We start from the raw sequence: 22022 nt of genomic DNA, 5'->3' as shown, positions 1-22022 counted from the left end.
CAACGGGCGCGGGCGGCGTCAACGGGCGCGGGCGGCGTCAACGGGCGCGGGCGGCGTCAACGGGCGCGGGCGGCGTCAACGGGCGCGGGCGGCGTCAACGGGCGCGGGCGGCGTCGACGGGCGCGGGCGGCGGCGGGCTCGACGACCGGACGGCCCCCGGCACCGCGAACCGGCGGAAAGCGACTCGACGAGGCGCTCGCCACGTGGGACGCGGCAGACGACCCGGCAAGACACTCGCCGCGAGAAAGCGGGCCGGCCCCGGGCGGCCCGGCAAGGTCGGTCGGGGTCGGCACGAGAGACCCAACCGACCCCGACAACCCCCGCAAGACACTCCCCGCCGGAAACCCGGCCGACCCGAAACACCCCGGCCAGGCCGTCGGCGCAAGGGACGCCACCGGCCCCGGACGACCCCCACAGTGCACTCGGCACTCGGCGCGAGAGACCCACCGACCCAGCCCCTCCCGCAAGACATTCCCTGCGAGAGACGCGCCCCGCCCCGGGCGGCCCCGGTCAGGCGGTCGGCTACTCGGGCTTCTTCTCGTCGGCCGCGATGATCTCCCGGCACTTCTTGACGTCCTCGGCCATGGTCTCGATCAGCGCCTCGAGGGAGTCGAACTTGGCCTGGCCGCGGACGAAGGACAGGAAGTCCACGGCGACGTGCAGACCGTACAGGTCGAGGCCGACGCGGTCGATGGCGTACGCCTCCACGGTGCGCTCGGTGCCGTCGAACTGCGGGTTCGTGCCGACGGAGATCGCGGCCGGCATGGCCTCGCCCTGGGCGTGGAGGTAGCCGGCGTAGACGCCGTCGGCCGGGATCGCGGTGTGCGGCAGGGTCTCCACGTTGGCCGTGGGGAAGCCCAGCTCGCGGCCGCGCTGGGCGCCGCGCACCACGACGCCCTCCACCCGGTGCGGGCGGCCCAGGATCTCGCGGGCGCCCTCGACGTCGCCCTCGGCGATCAGGCGCCGGGTCAGGGTCGAGGAGAAGGGCTCGCCGCCGCCCGCCTCACCGCTGACGTACAGGTCGACGACCTCGACCTCGAAGTCGTAGATCTTGCCCTGCTCGGCGAGGAACTCCACGTTCCCGGCCGCCTTGTGGCCGAAGCGGAAGTTAGGGCCTTCGACGACTGCCTTGGCGTGCAGCTTGTCGACCAGGACCTTGACCAGGAAGTCGGCGGGCGAGAGCTTGGAGAACTCCTTCGTGAAGGGGAGGATGAGGACCGCGTCCACACCCAGCTCGGCCATGAGTTCGGCACGGCGGTGGTGCGGGGCGAGCAGCGGCGGGTGGCTGCCGGGGCGGACGACCTCGCTGGGGTGCGGGTCGAAGGTGACGACGACGGACGATATGCCGAGCTCGCGGGCGCGCTCCACGGCGTGCCGGATGATCAGCTGGTGTCCGCGGTGGACACCGTCGTAGGAGCCGATGGTGACGACGCTGCGCCCCCAGTCCTGGGGGATGTCCTCCAAGCCACGCCAGCGCTGCACTGTGACCGCTCCTCGTCGAACCCGTGTCCTTGGTTGCCTTGTCCGCAGGTCTAAGGGTGCCATGCCCCGCTCCCCGGGCCCGCATCGGCATGGGGGCTGTGACGGGGCGCACGTACCCCTGCGCCGTCATGCGGGGACGCGTGCACCTGCCAGGTTCTCGATCATCCGGCGGGCACTGGGACCCACCACAGCGGCCCAGTCCTGCGGGTCGTCGGTCAGCCAGCGGGCCATGCGGGCGGCGAAGCCGACCACGTGGCGGCTCAGCTCGACCAGGCCGCGGTCGAAGACGGCCGCGCCCTCCGGAGTGCGGACGAGGAGAAGGCCGGTGCGGTGGATCAGGTCGCGGAGGTCCTCGTCGGCGGTGGCGCCGGCGGAGTGCAGTACCGCGTCCAGGACGGCCGGGTCGTCCTCGTGGACCAGGAGGAAGTCGAGGAGCTCCCGGCGCAGGGGGTGCGAGGCCGGGGTGCCGGGGGCGGCGAGCACGCCGGCCAACGCCGCCCGCACCTGTTCCGGACCGCCGCCCAGGAGGCCGGTGACCAGCGGGAACAGCACGGCGCGGGCGGCGGGACCCTGGTCGAGGCGCCGGTCGACGTACGCCGCCACGTGCCCGGCGGTCTCCGGCCGCTGCGCCACCGCCTCGCCGATGAGAACGACGACCCGGCGGGCGAGGGCGGGCGTGGTGGCGTCGGCGAGGGTGCGCAGCACCTCCCCGGCGTCGGTGCCCCGGCTCAGACGGTCGCCGAAGGCGGCGAGGGCCGCCTCGGGGTGGGTGGTCAGGGCGGGTACCAGCGCGCTCGGCGGGAGGGACGGGTCGCCCGCCGCGAACTGCCGCAGAGCCTGCGGGAAATGGCGGGAGCGGGTGTGCGGATCCCGTACGAGGAGGGCCAGCGCGCCGCCGTGCAGGGTGGAGTCGGCGGGGCGGGCCAGCAGGGCGAGGGCGGCATAGCGCAGCAGCTCGCGGTCCGCCTCGGTGCGTACGTGGGGCGCGGCGCGCAGTCCGTACGCCACCGCCGCGACCCGCCGGGCCGGGCGTTCGTCGTGCGCCCACCGGTCGACGGCCCGGCACAGCGCGGACGGCTCCTCCTCGGCGAGGACGGCCAGCAGTTCGTCGGCGCGCCGGTGCGCACAGTCGACCAGCACCTCGGTGAGGTCGTCCGGGGCGCGGTGCCGGTGGGTGTGCAGCAGCGCCTGGGCGGCCGTGGCCACCGTCGCGTGCGGGGTCGCGGGCAGCGGCCGCTCGTCGTCGAACCAGCGGGTGAGGTGCGGTTGTACGGCGGCGGGGTCGGCGGCGAGGAGCTGTGCGGCGGCGTCGAGGTAGCGGGGTGCGCCGGTGTCGTGCGGGGCGCCGTCGGCGAGGACGAGGCGCCTGAGGAGGTCGTAGCGGTCGGCGTCCGGGAGCGCCAGGGCGGTCCAGAAGGGGGGCCCGAAGCCGGCCGGTACGGGCTGGTCCCCCTGCCGCCAGGCCACGATCAGTTCTGCCAGCAGCCGCAGCACGCCGGCGTACGGTGTCGCGTCGGGGACGCGCAGCAGGACGGCGGCGAGCAGACGGGCGGCCCACCAGGAGTGCGGGTCGGTGTCCAGGGCGCACACCAACTCCTCGAGACGGACGGCCAGTCGGCGGGTGCCGTACTGGCGGGCCAGGAGGAGCAGCGCCTGGACGACGGGGCCGATGCGGTGGTGCGGGGCGGGCACGGGGTGGTGCGGCGCACCGGGGGTGCGGTGGCGGTGGACCAGGACGCGCAGGGCCTCGTCCAGGTCGAGGTGGGTGCCCTGGATCCAGTCGGCGAGCTCCTCGTGCGCGAAGCGGTAGCCGTCGCCGGCGGGGACGAGGAGGCCCTCGGCGAGGACGGCGGACGCCCAGCCGGTGGCGCCGCCGAGCCGGGCCGGGGCGGGGCCCCACGGGAACACCGCCTCGAACGATGCCCGGTCCAGCTCGCCCCGGCCGTGGCCGAGGCTGCGGCGGGCGGCCTCGTGCACCTGGCCGGAGACCTTCGCCGCGAGCCGCCGTACGGCGGGGCCGCGCAGTCGGTTCCCGGCGGCGAGACGGACCGCGATGCGCAGGCACATCAGGTCCAGATAGGCCGAGAAGACGTCGTAGCGGTCGAGGCAGGGGTGGTGCGGGGCCTCGGGCAGGGCCGCGTGTACCTCTGAAAGGAGCCGGAGCGTGAGGGGGTGGCGGGCATCGGCGTCCACCAGGGCGTCTTCGGGGAGGCCGTGGCGGGAGCGGGCCTCGCGGGCCTCGTCGGGGGTGAGGTCGCCCAGGCGCAGGCAGGGCGGGAGGTGACCGGTGCCGTCAGGCGCGGCCGGGGTGTGCAGCAGTTCCTCCGGGAACTGGGCCCCGGCCTCCTCCCAGTACCCCTCCCGGCACGCCACCACCAGCCGCGTCCCCGTCTCCCGCAGCCACCGTGCAGTTCCCTCGGTCCACTCGGGGAGGCGGTGGGCCAGGGCCGGAGGCATCTCCTCGGGGCCGTCGAGAAGCAGCAGGAGGGGGCGGCCGGTGGTGCGGGCGAGGTGGGCGAGGCGTTCCGGGGTGAGGTCGGTCAGGTCGGCGCGCAGGGGTGACCGGGAGGCCGCGACGATGCGGGCCGCCCGGTCCAGCGCCCGGCGTGCGCCGTCCGCGACCGAGGTGTCGGCTTCGCTCAGGTCGGCGCCGCGCAGCCCCAGGGTGGGCGCGGGTGCGGCGCCGCGGGTGCGGCGGGCGGCGAGGGCCGCGAGTTCCGTCGTACGGCCGCTGCCGGAGGCGCCGACGAGGGCGAGGACGCGGGACGGGCTCTCGGTGAACGCCGTCAACTCCCGTACCACGTCGGCCCTTTCGACCGGCACCACCGGCCGGCCGAGTTCCGGGACGGCTGCCGACCGGCCGAGTTCCGGGACGGCTGCCGACCGGCCGAGTTCCGGGACGGCTGCCGACGGGCCGGGTTCCGGGGCGGCTGCCGGCCGTCCGGACTCCACCGGCCGGCGACCCGGGCCCCCGGCCTGTCCGCCCGCCTCCACCGGCCGGAGATCCACAGCCCCGGCCTGCCCGACCGACCCCACCGACCCCAGACCCGCAACCCCCGCCCGCCCGACCGACCCCACCGGCGCGGGGCCCGCAACCCCCGCCCGCCCGACCGACCCCACCGGCGCGGGGCCCCTGGCTTGTGCTGGGCCGGTGGCGCCAGGCAGGGCTCCCGGAGGGCCGTCCTGGTCCACCGAGGTGGCCGTGAGTTCCAGGACGCCTGCCAGGTTCAGGTCGGCGCCGTACGCGGGGACCGTGGCCGCGTTGCGGGCGAGCAGTTCGGCGAGCGGGCCCTCGGTTGGGCGCAGCGGTACGGCGAACCCGGCGTCGCGGTGGCCGGACTGCAGCGCGGTGCCGAGGACGGCGACCACGGCACCGGTCGCGGCGTCGAGCACCGGTCCCCCGGCCGCACCGCCGCCCAGCCGAAGCGCGTCCCGGCCCGCCGTGCCGATCGCCAACTCCAGGACGTCCTCGAGGAGATGGAAGCGGTCCGTGGCCGTGTACGTCGCGGAGGCCGCCCCCAGCACCCGGGCCTCGCGCCAGCAGCCTGCCGCGATCCGGACGTAGGTGCCCGTCTCGATCCGGTCCCGTACGGTGACGGGGAGCGGGTCCACGCCGAGGCCCTCGGTGCGGATGAGGGCCAGGTCCAGGGCGGACAGCTCGGTCACCGCATCCGCGGTCACCACGCAGGTCCGGTCGCCGGCGCCGGGAGCGTGCAGCACGAGGCGGGCGAGCCCGTCGACGGCCTCGTGGCTGGTGATCACCGTGCCGTGGTGGTCGGCCGCGAAGCCCGTGCCGCGCGGCCGTCCGGCCAGGTCACGGATCCACACCAGGGAGCCGTCCAGTGCACGGTCCCGGGCTTCCGTGGCCCGCTCCCGGGCTGTGTCTGCCGGTTCCGGCCTTCTCCGTACTGCCCGGACCGCGTGCCGGCCCGTGCGGGTCCCGGCACGCGCCTCGGAGACCTCGCCGACTTTGCAGGCCTCACTCGCGTCGCCGGCCTCACCGAGTTCGCAGGCCTCACTCGCGTCGCCGGCCTCGTAAGCCTCCTCGGCCTCTCCGGCCATGCCGGTCTCGCGGGCCCGCTCCCCGGGCGGGGCCATAGCAGCCGTGTCCTGCCGCTCTGTCCGGCGTCCGTCCCGCGTCTCACGGTCGGCGCTCGCCGTCCCGCGGCTCGTGTTGTGCGCCTTCCCCGCGCCGTCCGGCATCCGGCGCCCGATCCCGGTCGTCCGCGGGCTGCGTCCCGCCATGGTCGAACCTCCCCGCCGTACACCTGTGCCCTGTCTTCGACGGTAGGCGCGGGATGATCAGCGGGACAGATCGCGCGGTGAACGCGCCCCCTTCCACTCCCTCGATTCACTCCGAGCGCCTGCACGGTCGGGTGAATAGGCGGGGGCGGCTGGATACACCCTAGGGGTGGGGGAACCGAGGGGGAACCGAGGGGGGACCGTGGAGCGGCGACTGTGGAACATCCTGTGATCGCCGCCCCACGGGCAGACGTGACGCGCTCGTCGTCTCGTGCGTCAGCCGAAGACGGCCAGGCTCTTGGCCTTGCCCCGGTGTTCCTCCACGAGCGCGAGGAGACGTCCCTCGGGGTCGAAGACGGCCACGGGGCCGGCGCCCGCGTACTCGTCGGGCATCTCCAGCCGCACGCCGTTGGTCAGCAGCCGGGCGCGCCGGGCGTCCACGTTCCAGCGGGGAAACGCGGCCGCCGCCGCCTCGGCGATCGGCATCACGGTCAGCTCCTGCTGAAGCTGGTCCAGCGTCTTCGCGGAGTCCAGCTTGTACGGGCCGACGCGGGTGCGGCGCAGCGCGGTGAGGTGGCCGCCGACGCCGAGGTCGGCGCCGAGGTCGCGGGCGAGGGCGCGGATGTACGTGCCGGAGGAGCAGACCACGGACACCACCAGGTCGAGCACGGGCGTGCCGTCCTCGGCGACGGCGTCCCGGATGTCGTGCACGGCGAAGGAGGAGACGGTGACCGGCCGGGCCGGGATCTCGAAGTCCTCGCCCTCCCGGGCCCGCTTGTACGACCGTACGCCGTTGATCTTGATGGCGCTGACCTTGGACGGCACCTGCATGATGTCGCCGGTCAGCTTGGCGATGCCGGCGTCGACGGCGTCCCGGGTCACCTTGGAGGCGTCCGTGGACGAGGTGATCTCGCCCTCGGCGTCGTCGGTGATCGTCGTCTGGCCGAGCCGGATGGTGCCGAGGTACTCCTTCTCGGTCAGCGCGAGATGGCCGAGCAGCTTGGTGGCCTTCTCCACGCCGAGCACGAGGACGCCGGTCGCCATGGGGTCGAGGGTGCCGGCGTGGCCGACGCGGCGGGTCTTCGCGATCCCGCGCATCTTGGCGACCACGTCGTGCGAAGTGTAGCCCGACGGCTTGTCGACGATGACAAGGCCGTCGGGCGGGGTGTGCTTGTCGGTCATTCGGCGGTGTCGTCCGTCTCGTCCTCGGAGCCGGGCTTCTTGTACGGGTCGGCGTCACCGGCGTAGTTGGCACCCGTGGCCGCCTCGCGCACCTTCGCGTCGGAGGCGCGCGCCTTGTCGAGGAGGTCCTCGATGGTCCGGGCAGTGTCCGGGAGGGCGTCCGCGACGAAGGTGAGCGTCGGCGTGAACTTCACCCCGGCGGCGCGGCCGACCTCGGAGCGCAGGATGCCCTTGGCGCTCTCCAGACCCGCGGCCGCCGACTTCCGCTCCTCCTCGTCCCCGTACACCGTGTAGAAGACGGTCGCCTCCCGCAGGTCACCCGTGACGCGGGTGTCCGTGATGGTGACGTGCGAGCCGAGCCGCGGGTCCTTGATCCCGCGCTGCAGCTTCTGGGCCACCACCTCTCGGATGAGGTCCGCCAGCCTTTTAGCCCGCGCGTTGTCGGCCACTGGTCCGTCTCCCGTTCTTTCTTCTTCTGCGTTCTGTGGTCTAGTCGTCGTCGCCGTGGAAGCGGCGTCTGACGGACAGCAGCTCCACCTCCGGGCGGCCGGCGACCAGCCGCTCGCACCGGTCCAGTACGTCGGTCAGGTGCGCCGCGTCGCCGGCGACCGCGGCGAGGCCGATGCAGGCTCGCCGGTGGAGGTTCACGTGGTCCACCTCGGCCGCGCTCACCGCGTACTTCCGCTGGAGCTCGGCGACGATCGGGCGGACGACGGAGCGCTTCTCCTTCAGCGAGTGGACGTCGCCGAGGAGGAGGTCGAAGGACAGAGTCCCCACGTACATGTGTGTAACCGGTTCACCCGCCGGTACGGGGTCGATGACCCTGCCGCGGTGTGGAGCAGGGACATCGAGAACGGTACCGCGAACCCGGCCGGTGGCTCGACGGGGTTTCTCTGCCCACCCGGTCACCCGATTCGGTCGGGTCAGGGGTGAACCTCGACCTGGGGCTCCGCCCCAGGCCCCGGCGGGGGCTCCGCCCCCTGCACCACCGCGGAGCTGCCGCTGCACCCCGCCGCTGGCACGCGGCAAGGGCCGGTCCGGGGGCGACAGCCCCCAGCAGACGGCGCGCTGGCCGGCGGGGACGCCTCCCCGCCGGCCAGCAGCAAACCGTCGGCCTTACGCCCGCGGCTTCTCGCGCAGCTCGTACGTCGCGATGACGTCGTCGACCTTGATGTCGTTGAAGTTGCCGAGGTTGATACCGCCCTCGAACCCTTCGCGGATCTCGGTGACGTCGTCCTTGAAGCGACGCAGACCCTCGATCGTGAGGTTCTCCGCGACCACCTTGCCGTCGCGGATGAGGCGCGCCTTGGCGTTCCTCTTGACCTCGCCGGAGCGGATGATGACACCCGCGATGTTGCCCAGCTTGGACGACTTGAAGACCTCGCGGATCTCCGCCGTACCGAGCTCGACCTCCTCGTACTCCGGCTTGAGCATGCCCTTGAGGGCCGCCTCGATCTCCTCGATCGCCTGGTAGATGACCGAGTAGTAGCGGACGTCCACACCCTCGCGCTCGGCCATCTGCTGCGCACGGCCCGCCGCGCGCACGTTGAAGCCGATCACGATGGCGTCGGAGCCCATCGCCAGGTCGATGTCGGACTCCGTGACCGCACCGACGCCGCGGTGCAGGACCCGGATGTCGACCTCTTCGCCGACGTCCAGCTGGAGCAGGGAGGACTCCAGGGCCTCGACCGAGCCAGAAGCGTCGCCCTTGATGATCAGGTTCAGCTGCTGGACCTCGCCGGCCTTCAGCACCTTGTCCAGGTCCTCCAGGGACACACGGCGCGTGCGCTTGGCGAAGGCCGCGTTGCGCTCGCGCGCCGCGCGCTTCTCCGCGATCTGGCGGGCCGTACGGTCCTCGTCGACCACGATGAAGTTGTCACCGGCGCCCGGGACGTTGGTCAGACCCAGGACCTGGACCGGCGTGGACGGGCCCGCCTCGGCGACGTTGTTGCCGTTGTCGTCGAGCATGGCGCGGACTCGGCCGTACGCGTCGCCGACCACCATCGTGTCGCCGACCCGCAGCGTGCCTCGCTGGACGAGGACCGTCGCCACGGCACCGCGGCCGCGGTCCAGGCGGGACTCGATCGCGATGCCCTGCGCGTCCTGGTTCGGGTTGGCCCGCAGGTCCAGGGTGGCGTCGGCGGTCAGGATGACCGCCTCCAGCAGGCTGTCGATGTTCAGGCCCTGCTTGGCGGAGATGTCGACGAACATCGTGTCGCCGCCGTACTCCTCGGCCACCAGGCCGTACTCGGTCAGCTGACCGCGCACCTTGGTCGGGTCCGCGCCCTCGACGTCGATCTTGTTGACCGCTACCACGATCGGCACGTCGGCCGCCTTGGCGTGGTTCAGGGCCTCGACCGTCTGGGGCATCACACCGTCGTTGGCCGCCACCACGAGGATCGCGATGTCGGTCGACTTCGCACCACGGGCACGCATGGCGGTGAACGCCTCGTGACCCGGGGTGTCGATGAAGGTGATCTTTCGGTCGTCGCCGTTGACCTCGGTCGTGACCTGGTAGGCACCGATGTGCTGGGTGATGCCACCGGCCTCACCCGCGATGACGTTCGTCTTGCGGATGGCGTCGAGCAGGCGGGTCTTGCCGTGGTCGACGTGACCCATGACGGTCACCACCGGCGGACGGACGACCAGGTCCTCCTCGGAACCCTCGTCCTCACCGAACTCGATGTCGAAGGACTCGAGGAGCTCGCGGTCCTCCTCCTCCGGGCTGACGATCTGAACCGTGTAGTTCATCTCGTCGGCCAGGAGCTGCAGCGTCTCGTCGGAGACGGACTGCGTGGCCGTGACCATCTCGCCCAGGTTCATCATGACCGCGACGAGGGACGCCGGGTTGGCGTTGATCTTCTCCGCGAAGTCGGTGAGCGACGCACCGCGCGACAGGCGAATGGTCTCGCCGTTGCCGCGAGGCAGCATCACGCCGCCGACCGACGGGGCCTGCATGGCCTCGTACTCCTGACGGCGCTGCCGCTTCGACTTGCGGCCACGGCGCGCGGGACCACCCGGACGGCCGAAGGCACCCTGCGTGCCGCCACGGCCACCGGGACCACCCGGACGGCCGCCGAAGCCGGGACGGCCACCGCCGCCACCGAAGCCGCCGCCACCGCCGGGGCCACCGCCACCGGGACGACCGGCGAAGCCGCCGCCACCCGGACGACCGCCACCGCCGCCGGGACGGCCGGCGAAGCCGCCGCCACCCGGACGACCGCCACCGCCGCCGGGACGACCGGCACCGGCCGGACCACGGCCTCCGGGGCCGGGACGCGGGCCGGCAGCGGGACGCTGCGGCATCATGCCGGGGTTCGGACGCGGACCGGCGGGGCCGGGACGCGGACCGCCCTGCGGACGCGGCATCGAGCCCGGGGTCGGGCGCGGACCGCCCGGAGCCTGCGGACGCGGACCGCCGCCCTGGGCGCCGGGCGCCTGCGGACGGGGGCCGGCACCGGGAGCACCGGGGCCGCCCGGACGGGCACCCTGCGGACGGGGCGCCTGCGGGCGCGCCATGCCGGTGGAGCCACCGGACGTGAAGGGGTTGTTGCCCGGGCGCGGACCGGCCGGACGGGCACCGGGACGCGGGGCCTGGCCACCGGGGCGCTGAGCGCCCTGGCCCGGACGGGACGCCTGGCCCTGGCCCTGGCCCTGGCCGGCACCGCCGGGACGGCCGCCGGGCTTGGGGGCGCCGGGACGGGCGCCAGGCCTCGGCGCGGCCGGGGACGGGGACGGGGACGGGGACGGGGACGACGGCGGAGCGGTGAACTCCGGCGTGGTGGGCGCCGCCGGGGCCGGACGCGGCGCGGGCTTGGGGCCCGGCACCGGACGCGGGCCGGGCGCCGGCGCGGGGACCGACGGGGCCGCGGGCTGCTGGGCCGCGGGGGGCTTGGGGGCGGCCGGCGGCTTCGGGGCAGCCGGACGCGCCGCCTGCGCCGGGGACGGCGCAGCGGGCCTGGGGGCGGCCTTCTTCGGGGCACCCGGCTTCGCGGCGGACTTGCCGCTGCCGTTGCCCTGCTGGAAGGCGTCAGTCAGTTTGCGTACTACGGGCGCCTCGATCGTCGAGGACGCCGATCGGACGAATTCACCGAGTTCCTGGAGCTTGGCCATGACGACCTTGCTCTCGACACCGAACTCCTTGGCGAGTTCGTAGACCCGGACCTTAGCCACTTCGCTCCTTTGAGGTCCGGGTTGCGGCCGGACCGTCGCTAGTTCATGGGCGTACTCATCGCGTACTCATCGAGTGCTCATCGCAATCTCGACCTGCTTTCGACTCGCGAGGTACCAGGCCGCACGGGGATCCGTACGGCACGTCTTCCTTACCGTGTTGCCTGCTCAGCACTGCTCGGCAAGCCTGCAGCTGCTGCTTCAGCAACCTTGTGCTGCTCGACGTACTGGCGCAACGCCTTTACGTCGAGCGGTCCCGGGACGCGGAGCGCCCGCTGAAACGCCCGGCGGCGCACCGCCTGGTCGAGACAGACCTGGGCGGGGTGTACGTAGGCACCCCGGCCGGGCAGCGTACCGCGAGGATCGGGGACGCACTCGCCCTCGACCGCCACGGTTCGCAACAGTTCGATCTTGGCCGCTCGCTCCCGGCACCCCACACAGGTGCGCTCAGGGCATGCGCGGGCACGCGTCCGGCCAGACACTCTTAAGTCTACCTCCCCGCACCGACCTGACCCCTTCGGGGCAAAGATCGAACGGCTGTTGTCGTGATCTGAGCGACCTGCGGCTCAGATCTATTCCCCACTCCCGAGGGAGTCCTGTTCGGACGCCTGCTCGGTGTCCGGACGGATGTCGATCCGCCAGCCGGTGAGCCGGGCGGCAAGCCGGGCGTTCTGCCCCTCCTTGCCGATCGCCAGCGACAGCTGGTAGTCCGGCACCGTCACCCGGGCCGACCGGGTCGCCATGTCCACGATCTCCACCTTGGAGACGCGGGCCGGTGACAGCGCGTTCGCCACCATCTCGGCCGGGTCGTCCGACCAGTCGACGATGTCGATCTTCTCACCGTTCAGCTCGCCCATCACGTTGCGCACCCGGCCGCCCATCGGGCCGATGCAGGCGCCCTTGGCGTTCAGGCCCGACCGGGTGGACCGTACGGCGATCTTCGTACGGTGACCGGCCTCACGGGCGATCGCCGCGATCTCCACGGAGCCGTCGGCGATCTCCGGCACCTCCAGGGCGAAGAGCTTCTTCACCAGATTGGGGTGCGTACGGGACAGGGTCACGGACGGCCCGCGCACGCCCTTCGCCACCCGGACGACATACGAGCGCAGGCGCATGCCGTGCGGGTAGGTCTCGCCCGGGACCTGCTCCTGCACCGGCAGGATGGCCTCCAGCTTGCCGATGTCGACGAGCACGTTCTTCGGGTCGCGTCCCTGCTGCACCACGCCGGTGACGATGTCGCCCTCGCGGCCGGCGTACTCGCCGAGCGTCGCGTCGTCCTCCGCGTCGCGCAGCCGCTGCAGGATGACCTGCTTGGCGGTGGTCGCGGCGATCCGGCCGAAGCCGGACGGGGTGTCGTCGAACTCGCGGGGCTCCTGGCCCTCCTCGAGGTCCTCGGGGTCCTCCTTCGCCCACACGGTCACATGCCCGGTCTCCCGGTTGAGCTCCACGCGCGCGTGGCGGCGGCTCCCCTCGGTGCGGTGGTAGGCGATGAGGAGGGCCGATTCGATCGCCTCGACCAGCAGGTCGAAGGAGATCTCCTTCTCCCGTACCAAGCCCCGTAGGGCGCTCATGTCGATGTCCACGGCTATGCCTCCTCTTCCTTCTGGTCCTTGCGGCTGAACTCGACCTGCACCCGCGCCCTGACGACGTCCGGGAAGCCGAGTCTGCGGGTCGTGGCCTTGCGGCCCTTCACTCCGGGCACTTCGAGGTCGAGGCCTTCGTCGTCGACCTTCAGAATCCTGGCCACCAGCTCACCGCCCTCGGCCAGTTGGAACTTCACCAGCCGGCCCGTGGCGCGCACGTAGTGCCGGTGTTCCTTGAGGAGGCGCTCCGCGCCCGGGGTGCCGACCTCGAGGGTGTACTCCCCCTCGCCCATCGCGTCCGTCTCGTCGAGCTTCGCCGAGAGCGCACGGCTCACATCGGCGATCTGATCCAGGTCGGCCCCGGTGTCGGAGTCGACGACGACGCGCAGCACACGCTTGCGTCCGACCGAGTCCACGGCGATCTCTTCGAGGTCCAACCCCTGGGAGGTGACGAGCGGTTCCAGAAGTTCTCGCAGCCTCTCGCTCTGGGTGGTGCTCATCCGGGTGACTCCTCGGCCGCGTGTGCTGTTGTGGGATGGTCGCGTGTCTGGTCAAAGGGTATCCGGTCGCGGGGGGTGTTGCCGTCCACCTGCGCACGAGCGGTGCCGCTGAGTGGTGCCGGGCGGGTACACGGGTACCGTGATCACGGGCGGGCCGCCCTGCCGGCCCGCTGCTTTCGTACGCACTCCCCGAGGACGTCTGCCGTGCCGTTCCCCCCATCCCCGCGCACCCCCTCGGGGCCGCGCAGAAGGAGCCTGCTCGCCTCGGCCGCGGGGGCCGCCCTGCTCGTGGGCTGCTCCGCCGGATCCGACGACTCCGGCGGCACGGGCGGCAGCCCGTCGCTCTCGGCGCGGGTACGCGCGCGAGCGGCCCGGGACAGCCGGGGCCTGCTGGAACGGTACGACGCGGTGATCGCCGCGCATCCGGCGCTGGCGGAGCGGCTGCGGCCGCTGCGGGCGGAGGTCGTACGGCATGTGGACGCGTTCGGCGGTGCCGGGCAGGCCTCACCCGAGGCGTCGCAAGGATCCGGGACCGCGGGAGGGTTCAAGGCCGCGGGAGGGTCCACGGCGACGCCTTCCGCCTCTCCCTCCGCCGCCGTCCCGGGGAACGAGAAGGAGGCCCTCGCCGAGCTCGCCGCCGCCGAGCGGTCCCTGGCGGACGCGCGGACGACGGCGCTGCTCCAGGTGCCGGGCGAGCTGGCGCGGCTGCTGGCCTCGGTGGCGGCGGCCGGGGCGGCGCACGCGTATCTGCTGACGGAGGGTGACAGGTGAGCGAGGCGACGGAACGGGAGCTCGAGGCCCTCCAGGCGGCGCTCGCGGCGGAGCACGCGGCCGTGTACGGCTACGGGGTCGTCGGCGGGCGGATCCGTGAGAGCGGGCGCGCCGACGCCCGGGCGGCGTACGACGCACACCGGGCGCGGCGGGACTCCCTCGCGCGTCGGGTGCGGGATCTGGGCGGCCGGCCGGTGGCCGCGGCCGCCGCGTACGCGCTGCCCTTCCCGGTGCCGGACTCCGCGGCGGCGGTCCGGTTCGCCGCGGAGCTGGAGGAACGTGTGGCGGGGGTCTACTCCGACCTGGTGCGGGCAACCGACGGCGAGCGGCGGCGCGAGGCCGCCGGGGCGCTGCGGGAGGCGGCGGTCCGGGCGGTGCGCTGGCGCGGGGAGAGCGTAGCCTTCCCTGGTCTCGCCGAGCGGGCCGGCACCGCCACGGCCTCGGCGACGCCGACGCCGTGACGAGGACGACGAGGACGACGAGGACGACGACGGAGGAACAGGGCTCGCTCACGGCGCAGTACGGACAGGAGACGCCCACGGCACACGGCGACAGGAAACGCGTTCAGGAAGGAACGACTCGCGCATGGCTTTCGAACCGCCGCAGCGTCTGGTGCGGGCGCTCGGTGAGACGGCACCGGACGGTGACGACTGGTTGGAGAAGCTGCCCGAGCTGGCGCAGCAGGCCGTCGCGCTACGCGAGTTGACCGTCGAGCGGGTGCAGGTGCCCGGCGGGCGCAGCAGCCTGGTCGTGCTGGTGCGGACGGCGGACGGGACGCCCGCCGTGCTCAAGCTGGCCCCGCCCCGGTCCCGCCCGGAGAGCGAGCGGGCCGCGCTCGCGCACTGGGGCGGGCGGGGCGCCGTACAGCTGCTCGAGCCTCCCCCGAGCTCTCGGCTTCGCTCGAGCGGGGAGGCGCCCCCGTCGAGCGTGGGCGTGCTGCTGCTGGAGCGGCTGCACCCGGACGTGTCGGTGCGGTCGCTGCCCGAGGCGAAGGCGCTCCTCGAGGCGGCCGGGACGCTGCGCCGGCTGTGGGTCGAGCCGCCCGCCGAGCACCCCTTCGAGACCGTCGCCGAGCGGACCGGGCGGCAGGCCGAGGCGCTGCGGGCGAGCGCCGACACCGACGCCGAGGTGGCGCCGCTGGTCGACGCGGCACTGGCGGCCCGCGAGGAGCTGCTGGCCGCGCCGCCCGAGCAGTTGCTGCTGCACGGCACCTTCCGGCAGAGCAAGGTGCTCGCCGCCGACCGGATGCCGTGGCTGGCCGTGGGCCCCGACCCGGTGGTCGGCGAGTGCGCCTTCGACCTGGCGCGGCTGGTCCGCGACCGGGTGGAGGACCTGATCGCCTCGCCGTCCGGGCCCGCCACGACCCGGCGGCGGGTGAAGCGGCTCGCGGAGTCGCTGGAGGTGGACCAGGAGCGGCTGCGGGGGTGGACGCTGTTCCGGGCGGTGGAGTCCGGGGTGCGGGCGCGCCGGGTGGGGCGACCGCAGGACGCGGAGCTGCTGCTGGAGTTCGCCGGGTGGCTCTAGTCCGGCTGCGCCGACGTGAGTTCGAGGGCGAGGACCGGGCAGTCGGCTGCGGCGCGGCGGGCCCGTTTCGCCCATACGCCTCGGCGGAAGTCGTCTGAGAGGTGCCTTCAACCTTCAGCCGTGCAGCACGCAGCACGCAGCACGCAGCCGCGCAGCACGCAGCCGCGCGGCGCACAGCCGTGCATCACGCTGTCAGGCGCGCGATCGCCTCCTCGACGGTCAGCTCCTCGCGCTCGCCGGTCTTGCGGTCCTTGAGCTCGACCACGCCCTCGCCGGCGCGCCGCCCGGCCACCAGGATCTGCGGTACGCCGATGAGCTCGGCGTCCGTGAACTTCACGCCCGGGGAGACGCCGGCCCGGTCGTCGACCAGGACGCGGACGCCGGCGGCGGCCAGCTTCTGCGACACGTCCAGCGCCAGCTCGGTCTGCAGGGCCTTGCCCGCGGCCACCACGTGCACGTCGGCCGGGGCGACCTCCTTGGGCCAGACCAGGCCCTGCTCGTCAGCGTGCTGCTCGGCGAGGGCCGCGACGGCGCGCGAGACGCCGATGCCGTAGGAGCCCATGGTGACGCGGACCGGCTTGCCGTTCTGGCCGAGGACGTCGAGCTTGAGGGCGTCGGCGTACTTGCGGCCCAGCTGGAAGATGTGGCCGATCTCGATGGCGCGGTCGAGCTTGAGGCCGGTGCCGCACTTCGGGCAGGGGTCGCCCTCCTGGACGACCACCACGTCGACGTACTCGTCTACCTCGAAGTCGCGGCCGGCGACCACGTTCTTGGCGTGCGTGTTCTCCTTGTTGGCTCCCGTGATCCACGCCGTGCCCGGCGCCACGCGCGGGTCGGCGATGTAGCGGACCTTCTCCAGGCCCTGCGGGCCGACGTAGCCGCGGACCAGGTCCGGGCGGCCGACGAAGTCCTCGGCGGTGACCAGCTCCACGGTGGCCGGGGCGAAGTGCGCCTCGGCCTTGTCCAGGTCGACCTCGCGGTCGCCGGGGACGCCGATGGCGACGATCTCGCCGTCGACCTTGACCAGGAGGTTCTTCAGGGTGGCGGAGGCCGGGACGCCGAGGGAGGCGGCGAGGGTCTCGATGGTCGGGGTGTCGGGGGTCGGGATCTCCTCAACCGCCGGGACGTCGGAGGCGTCGACCGGCTTCAGCTCGTAGGTGATCGCCTCGGTGTTGGCGGCGAAGTCGCAGTTCGGGCAGTCGGCGAAGGTGTCCTCGCCGGCTGCGGCCGGGGCGAGGAACTCCTCGGACTTGGAGCCGCCCATCGCGCCGGCGGTCGCGGCGCAGATGCGGTAGTCGAGGCCGAGGCGGTCGAAGATCCGCTGGTAGGCCTGGCGGTGCAGGGCGTAGGACTCGGCGAGGCCCTCGTCGGCGAGGTCGAAGGAGTAGGAGTCCTTCATCAGGAACTCGCGGCCGCGCAGGATGCCTGCGCGGGGCCGGGCCTCGTCGCGGAACTTGGTCTGGATCTGGTAGAGGATGACCGGCAGGTCCTTGTAGGAGGACGCCTGGTCCTTCACCAGCAGCGTGAAGATCTCCTCGTGGGTGGGGCCGAGCAGGTAGTCGCCGCCCTTGCGGTCCTTCAGGCGGAACAGCTCGGCGCCGTACTCGTCCCAGCGGCCGGTCGCCTCGTAGGGCTCGCGCGGCAGCAGGGCGGGCAGCAGCACCTCCTGGGCGCCGATGGCGTCCATCTCCTCGCGGACGATCCGCTCCACGTTGGCGAGGACCCTCTTGCCGAGCGGCAGCCAGGTCCACACTCCGGCGGCGGTCCGGCGGATGTAGCCGGCGCGGACGAGCAGCTTGTGGCTGAGGACCTCGGCGTCCGCCGGGTCGTCGCGCAGCGTCTTCGCCATCAACTGGGACATGCGCTGGACCGGTGCGTTCGCCATGGTTCTCGTACTCCTGCTGCGGTTGGGTGATGGCAGGAGGTTAGCCGGGCGGTCCATCCCGGTGGAAATCGATGTCCGCAGGAGCTAGCGGCGGCGCAGCGGCAGCGGGGCGCCCATGACGGCGTACGGCATGGGGGCGCTGGGGAAGAGGACCTGGCGGGCGAGGTCCTCGTAGCCGAGGGAGCGGTAGAGGCCGCGGGCCGGGCTCTCGGTGTCGATCGCGGAGAGGATCGAGCGGCGCTCGGCGGCGCCGTCGGTGATCGTGGTGATCAGGGCACGTCCGATGCCGCGGTTCTGGTGGCGGGGGTGGACGTGCAGCTCGGTGATCACGAAGGAGTTGTCGAGCCAGCCGTCGTGGCCGCGGGCGCGCAGATACGGTTCGACGACCGTGGACCACCAGTGGGTGCGGTCGTTGGGCATGCCGTAGACGAAGCCGACGAGCCGTTCGTCGGGCGTGGTGGCGCCCAGTGCGCGGGCGCCCGGGTAGGTCATGTGCCGCAGCACGATCTGCCGGCGTACGGCGACCTCGTCGGCGCCGAGTCCGAAGGCGACGGCTTGCACGGCGAGCGCCTCGTCGACGCGGGCGGGCAGGTCGAGGGGGCCGATCACGATGTCGTCGGGGCGGCGGTGTCCGTGACCGGGAAAGCGGGGCATGCCGGGGAGACTACAGGGCTCGCATCAGGCTCAGAACAGCCCTGTGAGGTGCGACTAGAACAGCACGCTCATGAACGCGCCGACCTCCCGGAAGCCCACCCTCCGGTACGTCCGCCGCGCAGCCGTGTTGAAGTCGTTGACGTACAGGCTCACCACCGGGGCCACGTCGGCCAGCGCATACCGCAGCACCGCCGCCATCCCGGGTGCCGCAAGTCCCCTCCCCCGGTATTCCGGCGCCACCCACACCCCCTGGATCTGGCAGGCCCGGTCCGTCGCCGCGCCGATCTCCGCCTTGAACATGACCTTGCCGTGCTCGTCGAGGCGGGCGAAGGAGCGGCCGGAGCCGACGAGTTCGGCGACCCGGGCCTGGTAGAGGAGGCCTCCGTCACCGGTGAGCGGGGAGACGCCGACCTCCTCCGTGAACATCGCCACGCACGCCGGCATGATCGTCTCGATCTCGTCCTTGCGGATGCGGCGGACGTACGGATCCGGGGCGATGCCGGTCGGCATGCGGTCGGTGACCATCAGCGGCTGGCGGGCGCGGACCTCGCGCGCCGGGCCCCAGCTGGGCTCCAGCAGCCGCCACAGCTCGGCGGTCGGTTCGGCGGGGCCGACGATCGAGGAGCAGCGGCGGCCGGCGCGACGGGCCCGGTCGGCGAAGGCGCGCACGGCACGCGGGGTGGCGCAGATCGGGACGAGGTTGGCGCCCGCGTAGCACAGGGATGTCAGCATGCCGTCCTCGTACCAGCCCCACATCTCGCCGCCGAGCCGCCACGGGTCGAGGCCGGCGACCTGTACGCGGGACGTCACGAAGGCGTTCGCGACCGGCTCGCGGTCGAGGACGGCGAGCGCGGCGTCCAGGTCGCTCGGTTCGAGCACCCGTGAGGTGGTCTGGGTCAACACGTGCGGGGCCTCACCCTGGGGGTTCTGCTGATCTCCGCACTGTACCTGTCGATTTTGTGCCGTGCCGCCCCCCTGGGGACGGCACGGTGGGACAGGAGGGTCAGCCGTGACTTCGGGGGTGGCCGTAACCGACCTGTATCTCGTCGATCTTCAGCTGCCGGTGGAAGTTCGGCACGGTGGCCGCGGCCCAGGTCGTGGCGACGTCGAGCCGGATGTACCGGGTGCGCAGGCCGTCGCCGAGGCCGATGAACCGGACACCGCGGGCGCTCTCCAGCACACCCGCCCGCACGTCACGCCAGGTCGTCCCGTCGTCACTCACGGAGACCGTGTAGTCCTTGATCCGTGCGGAGTCCTCCTTCCGTCCGAAGGTCTCCCTGTTGTACGTCGGCGACCACTCGCGCTGGTTGATCCCGAGGAAGGCCGCCCCGCGGACCCGGCCGAGGTCGAGGGTGTAGGTGGCGGGCAGGGCCCCCTGGTTGTCGGTGTACGTGGTGAAGTCGCCGTCGGTGAGGGCGGGTTCGCTCGCCCGGACGACGCCGGTGGGGTAGACGCCCTCGCGGTGCGGGGCCGTCCGCACCTTGAAGACGGTGTCGTACGGATCCCAGTCGGCGATCCCCTTGATGGTCAGCGTGCCGTCCTGCTGGTCGAAGTGGAGCCGCCTGCCGGTGCGCAGGTCGGTGATCCGCTCGACCCGGTAGCCGTTGTCGCGGACGCGGACCTGGTCGCCGGTGGTGGGGCGGGTGGTGACGTGGACGTACTGGGTGGTGGCGGGGTGGGCGAGGCTGACGGTGAGGTAGCCGTACGAGCCGTCGTTCCAGGCGCCGGGCTGCATGCCGCCGTAGAGGAAGCCGCCGCCCTCGACGCCGTGCAGGGACTCCCAGATCGGCGGGAGGTAGTCCTTCATCAGGTCGATGAACTTCTCCTGCTGGGGCGGGAACCTGCCGTTGGCCATGGCGGTGAAATCCATGAGCGACTTGATGGAGTTGCCGGCGTTGGCGATGTACCGGTCGACGTTGAGGCCGGTCGACACCGGCCGGTCCTGGCCGTCGTACCACCAACTGCCGGTGTCGGGGACCTTGTAGCAGGACTCGGTCAGGCGGGGCATGGGAGTCCAGATCGCCGAGGGCTGGTCGTACGGCGGGGTCATCCCGGTCTTCTGCTCGTGGGACACCATGTCCATGATCGGGGTGTCCTCGTTGTTGTTGCTCAACGTCATGTCCGGGCGCAGCGTGCGGATCTGCTCGTAGAGCTGGTGCTGCTCCCAGTACTCGTTGTCGTTGTCGATCCAGAACCCGGCCAGCTTCGGGTAGTTGGCCATGACCTCGAAGAAGTTGTCGTAGGAGAACTCGCCGAAGCCCTCTCGGGTGGTGAGGTCGACGTCGTGGCCCTTGTAGGCGGAGTAGGCGGCCGAGTCGAGGGTCTCGATGCCCTGTTCGTTGTGCCACTTGGGGTCGTCGGTCATGTAGAGGATGACCTTGAGGCTTTTGCGGCCGGCCGCGTCGATCAGCTCACCGAGGATGTCGCGTTTCGTGGAGCAGGAGCCGGGGATCTTGGATGGCCAGGGGCGGGCGTAGCCGAGGCGGGAGTGGAAGGTGGCGAGCACGAGGTAGCTCGCGCGGATCTTGCGGGCCTCGTCGACCCAGTAGTCGGGGCTCCAGCCGCCGTCGGTGACGGCCTTCTCCCACGCGGCACAGTCGTAGTACTTGGGGGCGGTGAACATGCCCCAGTGCAGGAAGAGCCCGGCGGTGGCGCCTCGGAGCATGGTCTGGCGGGGCGGGTAGGACGGTTGGTGCGCAGGCGCCGCCTGGGTGGCGGGTGCCGTGAACAGTCCGCAGAGGAGGGCGAGTACGGCCACCCACAGCAGGTGGGCGGCATGCCTTCTGGGTCTCATGGATACGTGACCTCGGTTCCGTTGACGAAGACCTTCTTCCGGACGAGATCCGGCGCGGACTCGATGACGTCCGGTTCGGTGATGTCCGTGAAGTCGCAGTGCTCGATGCGGATGTGCTGGAAGCGGTCGGAGTCCAGGCCTTCGAGGTTGATCGCGCGGCGGGCGCCGTCGTGGACCATGTCCTGGACGTGGACGTTGCGGATGACGGCCGGGCGGTCACCGGTCTGGCCCGCGTAGCGGGTGGTCAGATAGATGCAGTCCCGGTCGATCTGCCGGCCGGTGAAACGGCGGACGTACACGCCGTCGATGGCGCCGCCGCGCTGCTTGTTGGTCGTCAGGACCCCGACCCGCAGCCCGTCCTCGTCCCGTCCCGGCTTCACCGCGATCGAGTCGTCCTCGGTGTGGAAGCGGCATCCGGTGATGTTCACCGTCCTGGCAGCACGCGGGGTCGCAGCCGTCGCTGCTGTTGATGCGGCCGATGACGTCGATGGACCCGCTCCGCCACGGGAACGCCCTGTTTCCCATGCGCGCAGCTTGGCCTGGTCGGCGGGTGCGCCGCCGCCCGGATCCCGTCGGCTCTTCCACGGGCCCGCCATGCCCTGGCCGTCGAGGGTGCCAGGGCCGGTGACGGCCCGGTCGTGCTGTCCTCGCGCCGGTGAGGAAGACCCCGTCGGGTACGACGACACGGCCGCCGCCAGCCGCATGGCAGGCCTCGATCGCTCGGCGGAAGGCGAGCGTGTTCCTGGTGGTGCCGTCGCCGACCGCTCCGTAGCGGCGGATGTCGAAGCGGCGGTCGGGGAACACGGGCGGGCGGATGCGGGCGAGGATGCGGGGCACCTGGGCCCACGGGCCGCTCGCCGCCTCGGCCCGGGGTGCGGTCAGCAGCGAGGGGGCCGCGGCCAGGCCGCCCGAAGCGAGGTGCGCTTTCTCACGCTCCCGGAAGGCGACGGTCCTGGGAGAGAAAGTAGCGGGGGCCGGTGGGGTGGGGAAGATCCGCGGGGCCGGGCGGGGACCGCGGTGACCGGATCACGTCCCCGCCGTCCTCACCCGACCCCTCCATGCGGTGGAGTCACCGCGCAGTGGTCATTCGGCGACCGAGACCGAAGGCTCGCCGGAGGCCACGCCGTCGGCCTCCATCTGCTCGGCGAGCTTCATGGCCTCCTCGATGAGGGTCTCCACGATCTTCGACTCGGGGACGGTCTTGATGACCTCGCCCTTGACGAAGATCTGGCCCT

The 22022-nt window shown here is 72.7% G+C and carries 17 protein-coding genes and 1 pseudogene; 3 read left to right on the top strand and 15 right to left on the bottom strand.

Going from position 1 to position 22022, the window contains the following annotated elements; translation table 11 throughout:
• Positions 1-522 precede the first annotated feature (522 nt).
• From ABZV31_RS32835 to rimP, 9 genes are all read right to left on the bottom strand, one after another.
• Positions 523-1482, bottom strand: coding sequence for a bifunctional riboflavin kinase/FAD synthetase (locus ABZV31_RS32835; RefSeq protein WP_355900515.1), 960 nt, complete (start codon positions 1480-1482; stop codon positions 523-525).
• Between the two features lie 126 nt (positions 1483-1608).
• Positions 1609-5727, bottom strand: coding sequence for a trypsin-like peptidase domain-containing protein (locus ABZV31_RS32830; protein ID WP_355900514.1), 4119 nt, complete (start codon positions 5725-5727; stop codon positions 1609-1611).
• 273 nt (positions 5728-6000) lie between these two features.
• Positions 6001-6906, bottom strand: coding sequence for a tRNA pseudouridine(55) synthase TruB (truB, locus tag ABZV31_RS32825; protein WP_355900513.1), 906 nt, complete (start codon positions 6904-6906; stop codon positions 6001-6003).
• Positions 6903-7355, bottom strand: a complete 453-nt coding sequence (rbfA, locus tag ABZV31_RS32820; protein WP_355900512.1) for a 30S ribosome-binding factor RbfA — start codon at positions 7353-7355, stop codon at positions 6903-6905. The genes truB and rbfA overlap by 4 nt, the downstream gene beginning before the upstream one ends.
• 40 nt (positions 7356-7395) lie before the next feature.
• Positions 7396-7689, bottom strand: a complete 294-nt coding sequence (locus ABZV31_RS32815) for a DUF503 domain-containing protein (RefSeq protein WP_355900511.1) — start codon at positions 7687-7689, stop codon at positions 7396-7398.
• Positions 7690-8022: 333 nt separating this feature from the next.
• Positions 8023-11079, bottom strand: coding sequence for a translation initiation factor IF-2 (gene infB / locus ABZV31_RS32810; RefSeq protein ID WP_355900510.1), 3057 nt, complete (start codon positions 11077-11079; stop codon positions 8023-8025).
• A 149-nt stretch (positions 11080-11228) separates the two neighbouring features.
• The gene (locus tag ABZV31_RS32805) at positions 11229-11558 is read right to left on the bottom strand and encodes a YlxR family protein (RefSeq protein ID WP_355900509.1); all 330 of its coding nucleotides are present in this window, start codon (positions 11556-11558) and stop codon (positions 11229-11231) included.
• A gap of 90 nt (positions 11559-11648) precedes the next feature.
• Positions 11649-12659, bottom strand: a complete 1011-nt coding sequence (gene nusA / locus ABZV31_RS32800) for a transcription termination factor NusA (protein WP_355900508.1) — start codon at positions 12657-12659, stop codon at positions 11649-11651.
• Positions 12660-12661: 2 nt separating this feature from the next.
• Positions 12662-13159, bottom strand: a complete 498-nt coding sequence (gene rimP / locus ABZV31_RS32795; RefSeq protein ID WP_355900507.1) for a ribosome maturation factor RimP — start codon at positions 13157-13159, stop codon at positions 12662-12664.
• Positions 13160-13363: 204 nt separating this feature from the next.
• Here rimP and ABZV31_RS32790 point away from each other — a divergent pair, with 204 nt between their 5' ends.
• The 3 genes from ABZV31_RS32790 to ABZV31_RS32780 all read left to right on the top strand — a co-directional run bounded on the left by ABZV31_RS32790 (position 13364) and on the right by ABZV31_RS32780 (position 15454).
• On the top strand, positions 13364-13930 hold the full coding sequence (locus tag ABZV31_RS32790; RefSeq protein WP_355900506.1) for a hypothetical protein: 567 nt from the start codon (positions 13364-13366) through the stop codon (positions 13928-13930).
• Positions 13927-14391, top strand: coding sequence for a ferritin-like domain-containing protein (locus ABZV31_RS32785; protein WP_355900505.1), 465 nt, complete (start codon positions 13927-13929; stop codon positions 14389-14391). The genes ABZV31_RS32790 and ABZV31_RS32785 overlap by 4 nt, the downstream gene beginning before the upstream one ends.
• Positions 14392-14515: 124 nt before the next feature.
• Positions 14516-15454, top strand: coding sequence for an aminoglycoside phosphotransferase family protein (locus ABZV31_RS32780; protein WP_355900504.1), 939 nt, complete (start codon positions 14516-14518; stop codon positions 15452-15454).
• 184 nt (positions 15455-15638) lie between these two features.
• Here the strand turns inward: ABZV31_RS32780 and ABZV31_RS32775 are convergent, their stop codons facing one another.
• The 6 genes and pseudogenes from ABZV31_RS32775 to ABZV31_RS32750 all read right to left on the bottom strand — a co-directional run.
• On the bottom strand, positions 15639-17339 hold the full coding sequence (locus tag ABZV31_RS32775) for a proline--tRNA ligase (RefSeq protein ID WP_355900503.1): 1701 nt from the start codon (positions 17337-17339) through the stop codon (positions 15639-15641).
• A gap of 84 nt (positions 17340-17423) precedes the next feature.
• Positions 17424-17993: a GNAT family N-acetyltransferase gene (locus tag ABZV31_RS32770; protein ID WP_355900502.1), complete on the bottom strand. Its 570-nt coding sequence runs from the start codon at positions 17991-17993 to the stop codon at positions 17424-17426.
• 54 nt (positions 17994-18047) lie between these two features.
• Positions 18048-18896 carry a GNAT family N-acetyltransferase gene (locus ABZV31_RS32765; protein ID WP_355900501.1) on the bottom strand — a complete coding sequence of 283 codons (849 nt, stop codon included), beginning with the start codon at positions 18894-18896 and terminating at the stop codon, positions 18048-18050.
• Between the two features lie 100 nt (positions 18897-18996).
• Positions 18997-20787, bottom strand: coding sequence for an alpha-L-fucosidase (locus tag ABZV31_RS32760; RefSeq protein ID WP_355900500.1), 1791 nt, complete (start codon positions 20785-20787; stop codon positions 18997-18999).
• Positions 20784-21215, bottom strand: coding sequence for a hypothetical protein (locus tag ABZV31_RS32755; RefSeq protein WP_355900499.1), 432 nt, complete (start codon positions 21213-21215; stop codon positions 20784-20786). The genes ABZV31_RS32760 and ABZV31_RS32755 overlap by 4 nt, the downstream gene beginning before the upstream one ends.
• 655 nt (positions 21216-21870) lie before the next feature.
• Positions 21871-22022: pseudogene (locus ABZV31_RS32750) on the bottom strand (4-hydroxy-3-methylbut-2-en-1-yl diphosphate synthase); the annotation flags it as partial.

Origin of the sequence: Streptomyces sp. NPDC005202, from assembly GCF_040608235.1 — a bacterium.
Taxonomy (GTDB): domain Bacteria; phylum Actinomycetota; class Actinomycetes; order Streptomycetales; family Streptomycetaceae; genus Streptomyces.
The sequence above is the reverse complement of the archived record's forward strand: the minus strand, read 5'-3'. Positions and strand labels throughout refer to the sequence as shown.

Bases quoted from the DNA above. Each gene is read 5' to 3' on its own strand.
- ABZV31_RS32830 (WP_355900514.1), bottom strand. From the start codon at position 5,727: ATGGCGGGACGCAGCCCGCGGACGACCGGGATCGGGCGCCGGATGCCG.
- truB (WP_355900513.1), bottom strand. From the start codon at position 6,906: ATGACCGACAAGCACACCCCGCCCGACGGCCTTGTCATCGTCGACAAG.
- ABZV31_RS32815 (WP_355900511.1), bottom strand. From the start codon at position 7,689: ATGTACGTGGGGACTCTGTCCTTCGACCTCCTCCTCGGCGACGTCCAC.
- rimP (WP_355900507.1), bottom strand. From the start codon at position 13,159: ATGAGCACCACCCAGAGCGAGAGGCTGCGAGAACTTCTGGAACCGCTC.
- ABZV31_RS32780 (WP_355900504.1), top strand. From the start codon at position 14,516: ATGGCTTTCGAACCGCCGCAGCGTCTGGTGCGGGCGCTCGGTGAGACG.
- ABZV31_RS32775 (WP_355900503.1), bottom strand. From the start codon at position 17,339: ATGGCGAACGCACCGGTCCAGCGCATGTCCCAGTTGATGGCGAAGACG.
- ABZV31_RS32770 (WP_355900502.1), bottom strand. From the start codon at position 17,993: ATGCCCCGCTTTCCCGGTCACGGACACCGCCGCCCCGACGACATCGTG.
- ABZV31_RS32760 (WP_355900500.1), bottom strand. From the start codon at position 20,787: ATGAGACCCAGAAGGCATGCCGCCCACCTGCTGTGGGTGGCCGTACTC.